Annotated in this window: 17 protein-coding genes; 12 read left to right on the top strand and 5 right to left on the bottom strand. The window is 52.8% G+C overall.

The window, feature by feature from the left end:
* Nucleotides 1-26 precede the first annotated feature (26 nt).
* Nucleotides 27-830 carry a hypothetical protein gene (locus AC0L73_RS00365; RefSeq protein ID WP_473654582.1) on the top strand — a complete coding sequence of 268 codons (804 nt, stop codon included), beginning with the start codon at nt 27-29 and terminating at the stop codon, nt 828-830.
* A gap of 1 nt (nt 831) precedes the next feature.
* On the opposite strand, the gene AC0L73_RS00370 is transcribed toward AC0L73_RS00365, so the two are convergent.
* The gene (locus AC0L73_RS00370; RefSeq protein ID WP_473655398.1) at nt 832-1,155 is read right to left on the bottom strand and encodes a nuclear transport factor 2 family protein; all 324 of its coding nucleotides are present in this window, start codon (nt 1,153-1,155) and stop codon (nt 832-834) included.
* A gap of 166 nt (nt 1,156-1,321) precedes the next feature.
* Between AC0L73_RS00370 and AC0L73_RS00375 the strand changes: the two genes are divergently transcribed.
* The 3 genes from AC0L73_RS00375 (at nt 1,322) to AC0L73_RS00385 (ending at nt 4,253) form a co-directional block, all read left to right on the top strand.
* Nucleotides 1,322-2,557, top strand: a complete 1,236-nt coding sequence (locus tag AC0L73_RS00375) for a Zn-dependent hydrolase (protein ID WP_473654583.1) — start codon at nt 1,322-1,324, stop codon at nt 2,555-2,557.
* An 87-nt stretch (nt 2,558-2,644) separates the two neighbouring features.
* Nucleotides 2,645-3,313 carry an ureidoglycolate lyase gene (locus AC0L73_RS00380; protein WP_473654584.1) on the top strand — a complete coding sequence of 223 codons (669 nt, stop codon included), beginning with the start codon at nt 2,645-2,647 and terminating at the stop codon, nt 3,311-3,313.
* Nucleotides 3,314-3,320: 7 nt separating this feature from the next.
* Nucleotides 3,321-4,253: a DMT family transporter gene (locus tag AC0L73_RS00385; RefSeq protein ID WP_473654585.1), complete on the top strand. Its 933-nt coding sequence runs from the start codon at nt 3,321-3,323 to the stop codon at nt 4,251-4,253.
* On the opposite strand, the gene AC0L73_RS00390 is transcribed toward AC0L73_RS00385, so the two are convergent.
* On the bottom strand, nt 4,250-5,140 hold the full coding sequence (locus AC0L73_RS00390) for a DMT family transporter (protein ID WP_473654586.1): 891 nt from the start codon (nt 5,138-5,140) through the stop codon (nt 4,250-4,252). The genes AC0L73_RS00385 and AC0L73_RS00390 overlap by 4 nt on opposite strands.
* A 168-nt stretch (nt 5,141-5,308) precedes the next feature.
* Here AC0L73_RS00390 and AC0L73_RS00395 point away from each other — a divergent pair, with 168 nt between their 5' ends.
* From AC0L73_RS00395 to AC0L73_RS00420, 6 genes are all read left to right on the top strand, one after another.
* Complete coding sequence (locus tag AC0L73_RS00395; protein ID WP_227951995.1) at nt 5,309-6,091, top strand: HalD/BesD family halogenase; 783 nt, start codon at nt 5,309-5,311, stop codon at nt 6,089-6,091.
* Between the two features lie 59 nt (nt 6,092-6,150).
* On the top strand, nt 6,151-6,951 hold the full coding sequence (locus AC0L73_RS00400; protein WP_227951996.1) for a crotonase/enoyl-CoA hydratase family protein: 801 nt from the start codon (nt 6,151-6,153) through the stop codon (nt 6,949-6,951).
* Between the two features lie 288 nt (nt 6,952-7,239).
* A complete protein-coding gene (locus AC0L73_RS00405) occupies nt 7,240-7,845 on the top strand; it encodes a uracil-DNA glycosylase family protein (RefSeq protein WP_473655399.1) in 606 nt (201 codons plus the stop codon).
* Nucleotides 7,836-8,822 (top strand): lysophospholipase, encoded by a 987-nt coding sequence (locus AC0L73_RS00410; RefSeq protein ID WP_473654587.1) that lies wholly within the window; start codon nt 7,836-7,838, stop codon nt 8,820-8,822. The genes AC0L73_RS00405 and AC0L73_RS00410 overlap by 10 nt, the downstream gene beginning before the upstream one ends.
* Nucleotides 8,823-8,909: 87 nt before the next feature.
* A complete protein-coding gene (locus AC0L73_RS00415; RefSeq protein WP_473654588.1) occupies nt 8,910-9,338 on the top strand; it encodes a DUF2846 domain-containing protein in 429 nt (142 codons plus the stop codon).
* Nucleotides 9,339-9,388: 50 nt separating this feature from the next.
* Nucleotides 9,389-9,814: a DUF2846 domain-containing protein gene (locus AC0L73_RS00420; RefSeq protein WP_473654589.1), complete on the top strand. Its 426-nt coding sequence runs from the start codon at nt 9,389-9,391 to the stop codon at nt 9,812-9,814.
* Nucleotides 9,815-9,823: 9 nt separating this feature from the next.
* Here AC0L73_RS00420 and gph read toward each other — a convergent pair whose 3' ends face one another.
* On the bottom strand, nt 9,824-10,486 hold the full coding sequence (gene gph, locus AC0L73_RS00425) for a phosphoglycolate phosphatase (protein WP_473654590.1): 663 nt from the start codon (nt 10,484-10,486) through the stop codon (nt 9,824-9,826).
* A 101-nt stretch (nt 10,487-10,587) separates the two neighbouring features.
* Here gph and glmU point away from each other — a divergent pair, with 101 nt between their 5' ends.
* Nucleotides 10,588-11,925: a bifunctional UDP-N-acetylglucosamine diphosphorylase/glucosamine-1-phosphate N-acetyltransferase GlmU gene (glmU, locus tag AC0L73_RS00430; protein ID WP_227952003.1), complete on the top strand. Its 1,338-nt coding sequence runs from the start codon at nt 10,588-10,590 to the stop codon at nt 11,923-11,925.
* A gap of 37 nt (nt 11,926-11,962) precedes the next feature.
* A complete protein-coding gene (gene glmS / locus AC0L73_RS00435) occupies nt 11,963-13,786 on the top strand; it encodes a glutamine--fructose-6-phosphate transaminase (isomerizing) (RefSeq protein WP_473654591.1) in 1,824 nt (607 codons plus the stop codon).
* A 3-nt stretch (nt 13,787-13,789) separates the two neighbouring features.
* On the opposite strand, the gene AC0L73_RS00440 is transcribed toward glmS, so the two are convergent.
* Both AC0L73_RS00440 and AC0L73_RS00445 read right to left on the bottom strand, forming a co-directional pair.
* Nucleotides 13,790-15,025 carry a class I SAM-dependent methyltransferase gene (locus tag AC0L73_RS00440; RefSeq protein ID WP_473654592.1) on the bottom strand — a complete coding sequence of 412 codons (1,236 nt, stop codon included), beginning with the start codon at nt 15,023-15,025 and terminating at the stop codon, nt 13,790-13,792.
* A 333-nt stretch (nt 15,026-15,358) separates the two neighbouring features.
* Nucleotides 15,359-15,859 carry a PAS domain-containing protein gene (locus AC0L73_RS00445; protein WP_227952006.1) on the bottom strand — a complete coding sequence of 167 codons (501 nt, stop codon included), beginning with the start codon at nt 15,857-15,859 and terminating at the stop codon, nt 15,359-15,361.
* Between the last annotated feature and the right edge of the window lie 6 nt (nt 15,860-15,865).

Raw genomic sequence — 15,865 nt, forward strand, 5'->3', positions numbered from 1 at the left:
CTCTTTTCACGGTTACAGAGATTAGCTTGCGGATAGGAAATGCTGTCAGCGGCTTCTTGATGTTTCTTCCTCCAATCGCAGTTTTTATTTCCTGTTTCGCAGACCAATTTACGATCAAGGAACGCGTCGCTGCTGCCTTTCTTGCGATCATCCATTCCATCTGGATTACAGTCGCTTTTCTGGCAATTGCGAATATGTTTGTGGTTGATATTCTTAAATTTCTTGGATTCAGTGACACGCGTTTTCCAGAACAAATAATCTATATGCTGGCAATAGCCGCGTTAATGTTTGCTGTCGGTTTCATGACACTCCGGAACCTCCCCTACACCAATAGAACGTTTAAACTGTTTTCTGGCCCACTCCCTGTGCAAATATTTGGCATTCTCCTTATATTGGTAATTCTCTGCCAAATCGCTGTTCCACTTTTATCCCGTGCCCAGTTGATGGAAGTCATTACGACCGTCGACACGACCATGGGCACGACATTTGGCAACGTGGCATCACAGTTTCCTTCGCCTTCAGAGTTACCAATGCTTTATTCAAGCTATGGCGTGCATATTGGTTTCATCCTTTTAATCATGCTGACAATAGGAACATATAAAAGCTCTGCGGCGCGAAACTTTTTTCTTATGGCAACGGCTTTTGTTCTTTTGGGAATATTCAATTATTCCGATGAAAATTATTCACAAATATCCGGCATGACCCTGACTGCAATAGGCGGCGGTTATTTGCTTCAATTGTTAGCCGCCATAATCATTATGATTCCAAGTGCGCGTCGTTGGCTCAACGGACCGAAAAATGAGACAGTATCTGATGAGGTAGCGGGTTAGTTCATTCAATCGGCAGGTTATGTATTTTTAAAAAGCTGAGCTTATCCCAGTAGCCGCGCTGGAATTGGATCAGGCCGTCTTTTACCGTGAAGAAGCCGCAGCCGCGCAGGCCCAGCGGATCGCGCCACTCCAATATGGCGACGTCACCCGCCTCATGGATGACCTCGGGGATGCAGTGCATATCGGCGGCGGCGAATTCGCGCTCGAACATCGCCTTGATGGCGGCGCGCGCCTCCACCGGGTCCTGTGTCACCTGATGATTGACGGCCTCTTCCGCATAGAGGGCGGCGAGCCCGGAGGTATCTGCGGCATTAAAACGCTCGATCTATATTTCAACAACTTCACATGGCGTCACGGCTCTTTCGAGGCTCCAGATTATTGCGGTTTTCAATGCCGGTCTTTTAGCAGACATGGGTCAGGAAAGGCTAGACAACTTCGTCCGCGCCTGTAATCATCCCATTTAAACGGGGCCGTGCGGAGGGATAAAATTCATGCAGAATATGACTGTCAAAAGTGACCGCCTGTGGGACAGCCTGATGGAGATGGCGAAGATCGGCGCGACGGAGAAGGGGGGCTGTTGCCGTCTGGCGCTGACCGATCTCGACAAAGAGGGGCGGGACCTGTTCTCATTATGGTGCAGCGAGGTTGGTTGCACCATAAAGGTGGACAAGATGGGCAATATCTTTGCCCGTCGCGCCGGATCGCGCGATGATTTGCCGCCGGTGATGATGGGATCACATCTCGATACCCAGCCGACGGGCGGGAAATATGACGGGGTTTACGGCGTCCTCGCGGGGCTGGAAGTCCTCCGTACGCTCAATGATTTTGATGTGCAAACAGTGCATCCGGTGGAAGTCGCCGTCTGGACCAATGAGGAAGGCTCGCGCTTTGCCCCGGCGATGGTTGCCTCCGGTGTGTTCGCGGGCGCGTTCGATCTCGACTATGGCCTCTCCCGCGCGGATGCCGACGGTAAGACCATGGGGGAGGAGTTGCAGCGCATCGGCTATGCCGGGACGGAGGAGGTTGGTGGTCGCGAGATCAAGGCTTTTTTTGAGGCGCATATCGAACAGGGCCCAATATTGGAGCATGAGAAAAAGACAATCGGCGTTGTTATGGGCGCGCAAGGTCAACGCTGGTATGAAGTAACTATCACCGGACAGGAGGCCCACGCCGGACCGACCCCGATGGCGCGGCGGAAAGATGCCCTCGTTGCCGCATCGAAAATCATCACCGAGGTGAACCGCATCGGCCTTGATAACCAGCCTTTCGCCTGCGCGACGGTCGGCATGATTGAGTCGCGCCCGAATTCGCGCAACACGATCCCCGGCGAAGTCTTCTTCACCATTGATTTCCGCCACCCCAAGGACGAGATTTTAAGCAAAATGGATGCGGAGCTGCGGGCCTTCGCAACAAAAACCGCCACCGACGGCGGCCTTGAGATGAGTTTTGAGGAAATTTGGTATTCCCCGCCCGTTGTCTTTGACGAAGACTGTGTGAAGGCTGTCCGTTCAGGGGCGGAGAAGGCCGACTTCTCCCATATGGATATCATTTCCGGCGCCGGACACGACGCCTGCTATATCTCCCGCGTGGCGCCGACAGCCATGATCTTCGTGCCCTGCGAAAACGGCATCAGCCATAACGAGGCGGAGGAGGCAACGCCCGAAGATCTCGCCGCCGGATGCAATGTCCTGCTACATGCGATTGTCGATCGGGCTGGGATCGCATAGCCTTATTTCGGGAAAGAATATTGGCAGAAGGCGCCGCAGTTATAGTAAGCTGCTTCAAAATTGCGATAATAATAAGGGAATGCACCCATGTTGACATCCGCCACCGCTCAATCTCCAGATTTTTTGAACCCGGAGATTCCGCCTGAGCTTCCCGTTCTTGATGTGCCTGTCATCGTTGCCTCGGACGAAACATTGGAAGGCTACGGCTGTCTTGTTGAGAATTACGAGAATTTCCCGATCGAGATTGTCACCTGGCCAACCTCCGGCACCCGTAAAGTCGATGAGGGAACAGGCAATCAGGGCGGCACGGCAGAAGGTATTTTCGAGTTCTGGTGGGAAGGGGATGTGCTTTGGGGCCGCAATAACGCTGTCGAGGATACCTATGTCCTCGGCTGGTCCCGCGATCCGGAAGAGGCGAACAGCAAAGTCGCCACGCGGGAGCAGGATCAGGTGCTGCTTTGGCATGCGAATTACCATCCCGACGGCGGACAGCTTTTCTATTCGCTGGACGGGACACCGTTCATGGTGCCGCTCGCGCTCCCGGGCGATGACGTGCAGCCGGAGGATTTCGTCTCCTTTTATTGCGATGGCACGAAAGGCCTCTATATCCATCCCAATATCTGGCATGAAGGCGTCTTTCCCATCGGTAACGAGGGGCGTTTCTATGATCGGCAGGGCAAAGTCCACGCCCGTATCTCGGTCAATTTCGCCGAGGAATTCGGGATGCTGCTGAAAGTTCCGCTTATCGCGCCGTGAGAAAGATATGCGGGACGCGGTGAAGCCGGACCAAACGGGCCAGGGGATTATCATCATCTTGCTGTCCGTCCTGCTGATGGCTTTCGCGGATGCTTTAGTAAAGCGCGTCAGCGCGGATCTGACAATATGGCAACTGTTCTTCGCGCGTTCGCTTTTTGCCATTCCTGTTTTGCTGCTTTTCATCCGCGCAAGTCGCGCGCGTCTTACCTTTCAAACCCCGAAATGGACCTTAATCCGCAGTTTGTTTCTGGTGCTGACATGGCTTGCCTTTTACGCGTCGCTTCCCGTGCTGAGCCTCTCCGTGGCGGCGGTCGCAGTATATACCAACCCAATCATAACCACCTTGCTTTCTGCGATCCTGATAGGAGAGCCGGTATCAAAACGACAATGGGGTGGCGTGATGCTCGGGTTTCTGGGTGTGATCGCCATTTTGCGGCCCGGTACCGACGCCTTCTCCTGGTTCACCCTGCTTCCCTTGATAGCCGCCGTCTTTTATTCCCTGGCAATGATCCTGACCCGAAGCAAATGCCGCGATGAAACGCCGGTTATGTTGGCAATTGCCCTGCATGGATCATTTCTGATCACGGGATTGCTCGCGACCGGAGTGCTTTTTCTGCTCGATCTCGGCGCAGATACAAGCGCTCAGTTTCCGTTCCTGTTCGGCGACTGGATGCCAATGGGCGCGGAAGAGTGGGGCTTGATGCTTCTCCTCGGAGTTCTCTCCGCGGCCTTCTTTATCGGCGTCGCCCGGGCTTATCAGATTGCGCCGCCATCAACTATTGCAACATTCGACTATGCCTATCTCGTTTCCGCTGCCATCTGGGGCTTTGTCTTCTTTGCCGAGACGCCGGACATATTGACTATGTGCGGGATGCTCCTGATCACAGCGGCGGGACTACTCGTCTCAATTTCCCCATCCAAGAAACTGGACCATACCTAGGCCCCGGTTTTTACTTGACGCTCCCGATAGAGAATGTAAAGCCCGCTGGCGACGATGATGGCCGCGCCGAGTATCGTGAAATTGTCGGGGAAGTTTCCAAAGACTAAATAACCGAAGATGGCCAGCCAGATAAGCTGCGTATACTGGAACGGCGCAACGGTCGAGGCTTCCGTATAGTCAAACGCCTTGATGATGATGAAATGGCTGAATCCGCCAATAAATCCAATTACACCCAGAATGAGCCACCCCTTCAAATCCGGCATAACCCAAAAGAAAGGAACGACGATACTCATACCGATGGTGCCAATCAGGGCAGAATAGGTAATGGTGGTCGCCGAACTGTCTATCCCGGAGAGAAACCGCGTGGCAATTTGATAGAGCGCGTAGAAGATCGATGTTCCGATTACCAGGAAAAGCGCCGGATGCACTTCAAGCATGCCGGGCCGGAGAACGATCATCGCCCCGCCAAAGCCGATGATCACTGCCGCCCAACGTCGGGCGTTGACTTTCTCTTTCAGGAGGATAACTGAAAAGATAATCACGAAGAGCGGCGCCGTCGCCCCCAATGCCGCCGCATCGGCGAGCGGTACATATTTTACCGCTGTGAAAAAGCAAATTGTGGCAAGCAGCAGGAAGATGGACCGAATAAGCTGCATTTTAAGCCGTTTGGTCTTTATCAGCTGAATCCCGTGTTTTGGCAGCAAAATCACCGTCATCAGGACAGTGTGAAAGAAATAGCGCGCCCAGACAACCTGAATCGGCGGATAGGTCTCGTTCGCATATTTGACGGTCGTATCCATGACCGCAAAAAAGAAAATGGCCGTACAGAAAAGGAATATACCCTTATAGGAAAAAGTTGAATCTGCGGGGGTTGAGGGCGCTGACATTGGGTTCCTTAATTGTTTTTTTGTTTTTGAGGTTGAACCCCTAGTTGGCGTCAACGATCCTCCCAATCAGGTTTAATGTCAAGTTTTCCGATGACATGCATTTGGATAATGCTAAGGTCAAAATCCCGATAATAGGCGAGTTTCATTGGGTCTATAAAGGAGAGAAGGATGAATCTGAACGAGATTATAAATTTTGGCCAGCATCCCATAAATGATCCTGCGTTTCGCGCAAACTGCCGCAACAAGCTGAATGAAGAGGGGGTTCTGGTTCTGCCGGAATTCGCGACAAAAGCAGCGACTGAGACAATGCATGCAGAAGGCGAGGCCAATCGCGATAAAGTCTATGCGAGCCGGGAGGAGCATACCGTCTATCTTAGCGCGGTTGATCCGGCTTTCGCCGTTGATCATACGCGCAATCGCATGGTCATCTCGTCCAAGGGCTGCATTACCGATGATCTGTTGCCAGGAGACTCGCCCTTGCGCACGTTATATGACGCGCCGGAATTCAGGGAGTTTCTTTGCGATATACTCGGGGAGGATAGGCTATATAACTACGCCGATCCGCTCTCCTCGGTCAATTTGCATTATGCGGAAACAGGGCAGGAACTGGGCTGGCATTTCGATAACTCCTCCTTCGCGATCACCTTGATGGTACAGCCTGCCACAAGCGGCGGGGAATTTGAGTATGTCACCGCCCTTCGGGACGCTGACGCCGGGGAAATGAATTTTGATGGCGTTGCCGATGTTCTGGATGGGCGGACGCAGGTAAGGCGTCTTTCACTGGACGCCGGGGCACTTGTCATGTTTCGCGGTCGGAATGCTATGCACAGGGTGACCCCGAATGAAGGAACAAGAACCCGTATGCTGGCTGTTCTTGCCTATAATACGGAGCCGGGGATCGCACTCTCGAAGGAAGCGCAGAAGACTTTCTACGGGCGGACCGCAGGATAATAGTCGCAACTCGTGATTCCCGCTTTCCATTTCGCGAGTGATTGAGTAGCTTATCCCCCATGACTGAACCTTTAATATACGAACAAGATGAGGGCATTGTAACCCTCACGATCAATCGGCCAGAGGAGCGCAATGCCCTCTCCGATGATAAAATCTTCGACGCATTCCTGAATGCGGCGGACCGTATCAACAAAGACAACAGCGTACGCTGCGTGATCCTGACCGGGGCGGGGAAAGCCTTCTCCGCCGGTGGTAATGTCAAGCATATGCGCGACAAGGAAGGGCTGTTTGCCGGCTCTCCCGCCCAAATTCGGGAAGGGTATCGGCAGGGCATCCAGAAAATTCCGTTGTCTTTCTACAATCTGGAAGTGCCGACAATCGCCGCCGTAAATGGTGCGGCTGTTGGTGCCGGTTTCGATCTTGCCTGCATGTGCGATATCCGCATTGCCGCAAGTTCAGCCCGGTTCGCTGAGAGCTTTGTCCGCCTCGGTATTATCCCAGGGGACGGTGGGGCGTGGTTCCTGCCTCGGGTTATCGGGCGCAGTCGCGCTGCGGAAATGACCTTCACTGGCGAAATGATCGACGCAAAAACCGCGCTCGACTGGGGCCTTCTTTCCAGTATTGTCGATGATGCAGACCTGATGACAGCGGCGAAAGACCTTGCAAAACGGATCGCCGTCAACCCGCCGCATTCTCTTCGCATGGCGAAAAAGCTGATGCGCGAAGGAGAGCATATGCGCCTCGACAGTCTTCTGGAAATGTCCGCCGCCCTTCAGGCATTGGCCCATTACACCAAAGACCATGACGAAGCCATTTCGGCATTTTTCGATAAGCGCGATGGTAATTTCAAAGGTGAATGATCCTTTTCTCATCCTTCAAGGGACGCAAGCCGCAAGCTGGCTGGCGATGCGGGGCCAGACAATCGGCCTCGCAAGTCCCGCCCGCTACGTTCAGGAAGAGGATGAAGAAATATTTAAGCTAAATCATGAGATTTGCGTTGTAACAGGTTCCAAAATAATAAAAAAATAGAACAGGATTGGGGAAAATCGGTGCCGGATGGTATTGTTCTGCATCGACCCAACGCTGAACAAGTCGCTAAACTCAACGCTTTGATGCAGGCCAGAACCTAGCGGCGGAAGGGTGAACGCCTGATGACGGAAACATCTAATCCGCTGGCAATTCTCCTCACCGAAATTCGTGCCTGCCGGATTTGCGAAGCTCATTTACCGCTCGGACCGCGACCGGTTCTTATCGCAGACGCCGATGCACCAATCCTGATTGCGGGGCAGGCGCCGGGTACGAAAGTTCACGAGAGCGGCATTCCCTGGGACGACCCATCCGGTGATCGCTTGCGCGATTGGCTGGGGGTCGATAAGGAAACTTTCTACAATCCAAAGAATTTTGCCATTGTGCCGCAGGGTTTCTGTTATCCCGGCAAGCAAAAAGGCGGCGGAGATGCGCCCCCACGCGCCGAATGCGCCAAAACCTGGCATCCGAAATTAATACCGGAACTTAAAAATGTGCGACTGACATTGGCGGTCGGGCAATATGCGCATAAATACTATCTGTCATCGACGCGTAAGAAAACACTGACAGAAACAGTCGCCGGATTTAGGGAATACGCGCCGTCTATTCTGCCGCTGCCGCATCCCAGCTGGCGGGTGCAGGGCTGGATGAAGAAAAATGACTGGTATGAGAAAGACGTTATTCCCTATTTAAAACAACAAGTTCAGGAATTGGTTGAATGCAGTTAATCACGGCGGTATTTCGCAAAACAGCGGTTTATCTATTTCTGGGATTTTTGCTCACCTCCTGCTCCCCGGTGGTACAGCAGGTCGGCCCCTCAACAATGAAGGCCGAACTCACCGATCATTATCTGCAAACCCCGGATGGTGAAAAGCTACCCGTCAAAATCTGGGCAGCAGAGGAGCCCGTCGCCGTTATTATCGCCGTGCATGGTTTCAATGACTACAGCAATACCTATGCGTATCCGGGCAGTTGGTGGATCGGGGAGGGGCTGACAACCATCGCCTATGATCAGCGCGGCTTTGGTTTGGGGCCAAATTTCGGCATTTGGCCGGGACAGGAGTTGATGATTCAGGATCTCGCCACGATGGTAACGGAGGTCCGCGCGAAATACCCTGGCAAGCCGATCTATCTGCTGGGAGAGAGTATGGGCGGTGCTGTCCTGATCACAGCGGTAACGTCAGAAGGGTTTCCGAAGGTTGATGGCGTCATCCTTTCGGCCCCGGCCGTTTGGGGCTGGCAGGCACTCAACCCCTTTTATCAGGCGGTTCTCTGGACGGCGGCGCATACCTTCCCGGATGTCAAAATGACCGGTCAGGGCATGGGCATTCAGGCATCTGACAATATCTCCATGCTGCGTAATCTTTCGGCGGATCCGCTCTTTATCAAGGAAACCCGGATCGACAGCGTGTACGGCCTTGTTGGTATCATGGATGCCGCCTATGACGATGCGAAAAACATCAAACTGCCGACGCTGCTGCTATATGGGGAAAATGACCAGCTTATCCCGAAAGAACCGATTGAGAAGATCGCCGCGGAACTTCCGCCGGAAAGCGATATTGTCCTCTACGAGGAGGGATGGCATATGCTGATGCGCGATTTACAAGGGCCCCTTGTCTGGCGCGATATCGCCGACTGGATCAAGAAGCGGGAAATACCGTCGGGTAAGAAAATCGCCTCCCTTCCGCTCTTTAAGGATGAATGAGTCGGAGAAAATTCTCAATTTATTATTGTGAATTTCCCTGCTGCAGGGTAGGAAATAATACCAGTAATAATATTTTCAGGTGTCTCCATGCGTATCATTCTTTCCCTCATCTCTTTTCTTATTCTTGTTGGTTGTACTTCCGCAAGCGGTCCACTCTTTACAGAGAGCCATAGTAAACAGGCGCCTGCGCCGGGAAAAGCGCTCGTATATGTCTATCGGGTTGACACCTTTATAGCCGCGACCGTAACGGCAGATTTTCTGGATAACGGGAAGAACGTCGGCGCTGTGAATGTCGGCGGATACATTTCCTATGAAACGGATCCCGGACCACATGAATTGCTAACGGAAACCAGCCGAATTGATAAAGCTGTATATTTGTCTATGGAGGCGGGAAAAACCTATTATTTGCGGCTTGATTATGACCCCGGTATGTGGACCGGCACATTTTTAATCAGAAATATTCCTGAAAACGAGGCCCTTCCTCAACTCCAAGCAACCCGGTATCAGGGGAAATAAATTCCATCCAAATGTTTATCGTAATACGGCTTTAGTTATTAGGAGGCCTCATGCGTTTTCTTATCTCCGTTTTTGCTTTTCTATTTCTTGTTAGTTGCACGGCGACCGGTCCTAAATTTTCCGAGCATAATGCGGTGCTAAAACCGGAGCCGGGAAAAGGTCTCGTATACGTTTATCGGGTTAGCCATCAATTTAAAGGAACCGGAGGGACGACGCCTTTTCTTATTGACGGGGAACAAGTTGGAGAACTTCACACCGGCGGTTATATTGCGCTTCAAGTAGAGCCGGGTCCTCATCAATTTCGGACCGAACTATTTAATGTGGACCAAGCATTCGAATTGGAAATTGTCGAGGGTAAAACCTACTATATGAAGATATTTCAGGAAGGGTTTTGGCGGTTAGTCTATTACACAATACTTGTCCCGGAAAATCAGGCTTTGAGCGAAATTCAGGAAATGCGATATGAGGGCAATTAACCCCACTCCTCAAAGCGATTTAATCAGCGGGAACAGCTCGTTAAAGTGATCGATGATATGGTCAGGGCCAAGTTCCTGCACCGGGGTTTCTGTATAGCCGAAACTGACCGCGACAGAGGGAATACCGGCATTTTGTGCGGCTTTGATATCATTGATGCTATCTCCGATCATAAAGGCCTTTCCGCCGCTATGTCCCATCAGGTCAAGTGTGCCGGTAATATGACCGGCATCGGGTTTTTTAACGGCGAAGCTGTCACCGCCGGTCATCGCCGTGAAATAGCGTGTCAAACCAAGGTCATTGAGCAATGGCTTGGCAAAGCCGATTGATTTATTGGTACAAACACCGAGTTTTGCCCCTTCGTCCTGAAACGCCTCAAGCGCCGCCACCACGCCGTCATAAGGCTTGCTCCTGTCGCTCAGGTGATCCTGATAATAGGCGAAGAAAACCGCCACAAGCTCTTCAAATCGTTCATGTTCCGGCATGCCTCCTGTTGCGGAAAGTCCCCGTTGAAGCAAGGCGCGTGCGCCGTGGCCAATGAGGCCTTGGACATGTTCGATATCCATGGTATCGCGTCCCGCGGTGGTAAGAGTGTGATTAAGCGCGTCATGAAGATCCGGCGCGGTGTCGACCAACGTGCCATCAAGATCAAAAATTATTGCGATTTCCTGCATCTATGTAAAATCCGGTAACATTTTTTTATTTGTTTATCCTGTAGGATTAGGTGTTATTTAAGCCAAAGTATAGTCAAGTTTACGGAAAAACGAGTAAAGATATGTCAGCCATCGCCGCCGTTGTCCTCGCCGCCGGAGCCGGAACCCGCATGAAATCGGCCAAACCGAAGGTTATGCATGAGGTGGGTGGCAGGCCCATGATATCCCATCTGCTGGGGACTGTCGGCACGCTTGAACCAGAAAAAATCGTGGTGGTAACATCGCCAAACATGGATGCGGTCCAAAAAGAGGTATCCCCTGCAGAAATAGCGATACAGGCTGAGGCTCTAGGTACGGGGCATGCCGTCTCGGCGGCACTCGATTCCCTGGCCGGATTTACTGGCGATGTACTGATCCTTTATGGTGATACCCCACTGATAGAGGCGGACACCCTGCGACAGATGATCGAGAAGCGCCGCGCAAATGAGACTTGTGCTGTGGTTGTGCTGGGGTTTGAGCCGGATGACCCGCTGGAATATGGGCGGTTGATCACGGACGCCAGCGGCAATCTCACCGCCATTGTTGAATTTGCCGATGCCAATGCAGAAGAACGCGCAGTTGGGCTCTGTAATTCCGGGGTGATGGCGATCAATGGCGCGCATCTGGCAAACTTGATCAAGGCGGTTGATAACAAGAATGCCAAGGGAGAGTATTATCTCACCGATATTGTCGAAATTGCGATTAGGCAGGGCCTGACTTGCGCCTATGTGAAGGGCGAGGAGGAAGAGCTTCTCGGCGTCAACAATCGCGCCCAGCTTGCCGAAGCGGAAGCAATCGCGCAAAGCCGCTGGCGCGCGGCGGCCATGACGGCGGGAGCAACCCTGATCGACCCGGAGACCGTCTGGTTCAGCCATGATACAACGCTCGGCCGGGATGTGGTGATCGAGCCCGGTGTTTTCTTTGGGCCCGGCGTGACGGTGGGTGATAATGTCCGCATCAAGGCATATAGCCATCTGGAAGGCACAAGTATTGGTGAACAATCGCAGATCGGCCCGTTTGCTCGGCTGCGTCCCGGAGCGGATATCGCCAGCGAGGTGAAAATCGGCAATTTCGTCGAGGTGAAGAAATCCCAGATTGAAACGGGCGCAAAGGTCAGCCATCTTTCCTATATTGGGGATGCACGCATCGGCGCAGAGGCCAATATCGGCGCAGGCACCATCACCTGCAATTATGATGGCTACGACAAGTTCAAGACGGATATCGGGGCCGGGGCCTTTATCGGCTCTAACACCGCGCTTGTCGCGCCGGTCAAGGTCGGAGATGGCGCGATTATCGGCGCGGGCAGCACGGTTTCCAAGGACGTTGCGGCCGATGCCCTCGGTATTGAGCGGGCGGAAGAAAAACAGAAGCCCGGCTGGGCGAAGCGTTTTCGGGACTTGAAGAAAAAAGTCAAGAAATAGCGCCAGTAAATTGATTTTATTATAAGGTATTCGAAGTATGTGTGGAATTATCGGGGTTCTCGGCAAAAAGGATGTAGTCCCATCATTGATTGGCGGGCTGAAGCGTCTGGAATATCGCGGCTATGACAGCGCCGGGATCGCGACCCTGACCGAAGGCGGGATCGACCGTCGCCGCGCCGAGGGCAAGCTTGTAAACCTGGAAGAGGTACTGAAAGGCAATGGCCTGACGGGACTTGCCGGTATTGGCCACACCCGCTGGGCGACTCATGGCGTGCCGAACGAGGTCAACGCCCATCCGCATATGACCAAACAGATCGCGCTCGTCCATAACGGCATTATCGAGAATTACCGCGAACTGGCCGGCGACCTGACGGCGAAAGGCTATGAGTTCGAATCCGAGACCGATACGGAAATCGCGGCGCAGCTGATCACCAGCTTTATTGATGAAGGCAAGACTCCGGAAGAGGCCATGGCCGGAGCGCTCAAGCATCTGCATGGTGCGTTTTCGCTCGCAGTGATCTTCAAGGGGCATGACAACCTGATGATTGGCGCCCGACGCGGCGCTCCGCTGGCGGTCGGTTGGGGCGACGGGGAGATGTTCCTCGGCTCCGACGCGCTTGCGCTCGCGCCGCTCACCGTGCGGATATCCTATCTGGAGGAAGACGACTGGGCCGTGCTCACCCGCGACGGCGCAACTTTCTATGACAAGGACGGCGATCAGGTCGAACGACCGATTAAACAGACCCAGCTCTCTGGTGCGATGATCGGCAAGGGTAATCACCGCCATTTCATGATGAAGGAAATCGCCGAGCAGCCTGCGGTAATGGGGGAGACGCTGAACAGCTTCTTCAATCCCAAGAGCCGGACAATCACGCTGCCCGATCTGCCATTCGATTGGAACGACCTGCCGAAAGTGACAATCGTTGCCTGCGGCACCTCTTTCTATGCAGGTATGATCGCGAAATACTGGTTCGAGGGGATCGCCGATCTCAATGTCGAGGTCGATATCGCCTCCGAGTTCCGCTACCGGCAAATGCCGCTCAAGAAAGGCGGGCTTGCGCTTTTTATCTCCCAATCAGGAGAAACGGCAGATACACTTGCGGCGCTCAAATACGCCAAGGCGAAGGGTCAGGATATCGCCTCCATTGTGAATGTGGAGGAAAGCTCCATGGGACGGGAATCGGATTTTGTTTTCCATACACAGGCCGGGCCGGAAATCGGCGTGGCTTCTACCAAGGCCTTTACCTGCCAGCTGGTCACGCTTGCCTGTATCGCTATCGATGCAGGGGTCAAGCGCGGCGTTATCAATCATGAGGAAGAGGCGCGCCTCTGTGCAGCGCTGTCCGAAGTACCAGCACGGGCTGCTGAAATCCTCGATAGTGACGAGAATATAAAGGCGCTCGCCGAGGCCATATTCGAGGCGCGGGACGTGCTCTATATTGGGCGCGGCACCGGCTACCCCATCGCCCTTGAAGGCGCGCTGAAACTGAAGGAAATTTCCTACATCCATGCGGAAGGCTATGCGGCAGGGGAACTCAAGCACGGTCCCATCGCGCTGATTGACGAGCTAGTGCCGGTGATTGTGGTGGCGCCAAGCGATCCTTATTTTGAAAAGACGGCCTCCAATATGCAGGAAGTCATGGCGCGTAACGCACGGGTGATCTTTATGTCCGACGCGGCGGGGATCAAGCAACTCGGTGATCGCGCGCTTGGCTCTATTGAGCTACCGACGGTGGACCCGTTTGTCGCCCCGATCCTCTATGCGATCCCGGTGCAAATTCTGGCCTATCACGTTGCTGTCCTGAAAGGCACCGACGTCGATCAGCCGCGCAACCTCGCGAAATCGGTCACGGTAGAGTAGGGGCTACTCCGCTGCGACGCGGGTGGCGCTGAGTTCATTTTCCTCAATCTCGGTGATATAGTCGCGGGTCAGCGGCAAGTCATCAAGCTGCTTGGCGAGCTGGATCTGGAAAACAACAAGTCCGCTGTTGCGAAAAGAAACCTCGCTTGCCGAGAGGTAGTAATCCCACATCCGGCAAAAACGCTCGTCATAGATCTCCTGCACCTTATCGATCTTTTCATGAAAGCGAATGCGCCAGTCACGGAGGGTTTCGGCATAGTGCAAACGTAATATCTCGACATCCGTGACATAGAGCCCGGCTTTCTCAATCGCGGGCATAACCTGAGAGAGCGGCGGGATATAACCTCCCGGAAAGATATACTTTTGAATCCAGGCGTTGGTAGGTGAGGGGCGATCTGCGGTGCCGATGGTATGGATCAGCGCGACGCCATCATCCGTCAGGATCGATTTTACTTTTCTAAAATACTCCCTGTAATGGGGGACGCCCACATGCTCGAACATACCGACAGAGACGATACGATGGAATTTCTCGGTCACGTCCCGGTAGTCAGTAAGGCGATAATCAACCTTCGCTGAAAGCCCCGTCTGCTTGGCCTTCTCCTGCGCATAGGCAAGCTGGTTTTTCGAAAGCGTAACCCCGGTCACCTGAACATCGGCATTTTCCGCAAGAAAGCGCGCCATGCCGCCCCATCCGCAGCCGATATCGAGCACCTTCTGTCCAGGCTCTAATGCAAGTTTAGCACCGATATGCGCCATTTTCTGTAATTGTGCCTGCTCCAGACTGTCCTCTGGCGTTTTGTAATAGGCACAGGAATACTGCCGGTTCTCGTCCAGGAAGAGCTCATAGAATTCATCACTTAAATCATAATGATGGGCGACATTCTTCAGTGACCGGCTTTTTGGGTTGAACTGGTTGAAAAACCAGTAGAATCGATAGGCGAAATCACCAAAGTCAACCAACAGATTGCGCGTGCCCCAGCCGAGGTTTCGGGTAAAAAGATCGAGAAGGTCGTAAATTCCGCCTTCCTCTATCGTGAGATCACCCTCCATATAGGCTTCGCCAAGAAACAACTTTGGATAGATCGCGATCTTGCGCGCGGCCTTTCGTGAATGAATACGGATTTTTACGGCCGGGCCGGGTTCTGTTCCTTTATAGAAATGTTCCTTGCCGTCCGCATCATAAACCGTGAGTTGGCCTTGCCGAACAAGGCGTTTGAGTATTTGCGATAATAGGAACATATCAACTCCTGTAATCTGTTCCGGCTTACGGGAAACGGTTGATCGTTTCACCCTGGAAGACGGAGAACATTGTGCAGTTGTCTTTAGATTTCCAATTAGGCCGCCAGATCGTGCCACCGCAGACTCTATCAGGTAGTCACCTGAACGATATTGCAGCCCCTCATAACCCTTTTCTAACTCGTTTACAGTACTGGTATATTTACAATTTTGAAACCTTGCAGAGCCAAAATCAAGTCCAATTTGAATGAATCAGACGTGTTTCTCCTATATTCCGCGCAAAATACATCGATTTTAAGCGAGGAAAAGGCGATAAGGTGGCCGCGGATTACAAATTTAGTCGACTAGCGAAATTGCCCCGAGGATGAAACCTACGGTACCGTCTTGGCGCAGGAGTGGGCAGTCAATTGTTTCAAAATGTGCTTCTCTCACGCCCGGTATCTCAACAGTACCTTTGCAATGTCCAGGCTTTTTCCCCTCTACCAGCCTATCCATATAGCTGGCAAAACGACGCAATTCGGGCAATGGACTGTTCACGGAAATATCGTGCCCGCGCAAGGAAACACCAATAATATCCACGACATTCTCCCCGTTCAGCCGGTGGAGGTATTCGCCCGGAGAAACCGTTTCGATCAAATAGAGCGAGGAGGCAATCGTCCAGTGATGGGTGATATCGAAATCTTCCCGAGTGGGTAAATTTGGCTTAAACCCGTCCCACCATTGATAGAGTTTGCTGACGGTAGGGGTCTCAAAATTATTCGCAGAGGTGATCTCATACCGATATATTTTTTTGAAATTGTCAGACCGGGGATCTTCTTCGACAGCGATGACATCCAATTAATG

It is taken from the genome of Sneathiella sp. D3-11 (genome assembly GCF_055809395.1).

Bases quoted from the DNA above. Each gene is read 5' to 3' on its own strand.
- AC0L73_RS00375 (WP_473654583.1), top strand. From the start codon at position 1,322: ATGCAGAATATGACTGTCAAAAGTGACCGCCTGTGGGACAGCCTGATG.
- AC0L73_RS00380 (WP_473654584.1), top strand. From the start codon at position 2,645: ATGTTGACATCCGCCACCGCTCAATCTCCAGATTTTTTGAACCCGGAG.
- AC0L73_RS00385 (WP_473654585.1), top strand. From the start codon at position 3,321: ATGCGGGACGCGGTGAAGCCGGACCAAACGGGCCAGGGGATTATCATC.
- AC0L73_RS00390 (WP_473654586.1), bottom strand. From the start codon at position 5,140: ATGTCAGCGCCCTCAACCCCCGCAGATTCAACTTTTTCCTATAAGGGT.
- AC0L73_RS00395 (WP_227951995.1), top strand. From the start codon at position 5,309: ATGAATCTGAACGAGATTATAAATTTTGGCCAGCATCCCATAAATGAT.
- AC0L73_RS00400 (WP_227951996.1), top strand. From the start codon at position 6,151: ATGACTGAACCTTTAATATACGAACAAGATGAGGGCATTGTAACCCTC.
- AC0L73_RS00410 (WP_473654587.1), top strand. From the start codon at position 7,836: ATGCAGTTAATCACGGCGGTATTTCGCAAAACAGCGGTTTATCTATTT.
- AC0L73_RS00415 (WP_473654588.1), top strand. From the start codon at position 8,910: ATGCGTATCATTCTTTCCCTCATCTCTTTTCTTATTCTTGTTGGTTGT.
- AC0L73_RS00420 (WP_473654589.1), top strand. From the start codon at position 9,389: ATGCGTTTTCTTATCTCCGTTTTTGCTTTTCTATTTCTTGTTAGTTGC.
- gph (WP_473654590.1), bottom strand. From the start codon at position 10,486: ATGCAGGAAATCGCAATAATTTTTGATCTTGATGGCACGTTGGTCGAC.
- glmU (WP_227952003.1), top strand. From the start codon at position 10,588: ATGTCAGCCATCGCCGCCGTTGTCCTCGCCGCCGGAGCCGGAACCCGC.
- glmS (WP_473654591.1), top strand. From the start codon at position 11,963: ATGTGTGGAATTATCGGGGTTCTCGGCAAAAAGGATGTAGTCCCATCA.
- AC0L73_RS00440 (WP_473654592.1), bottom strand. From the start codon at position 15,025: ATGTTCCTATTATCGCAAATACTCAAACGCCTTGTTCGGCAAGGCCAA.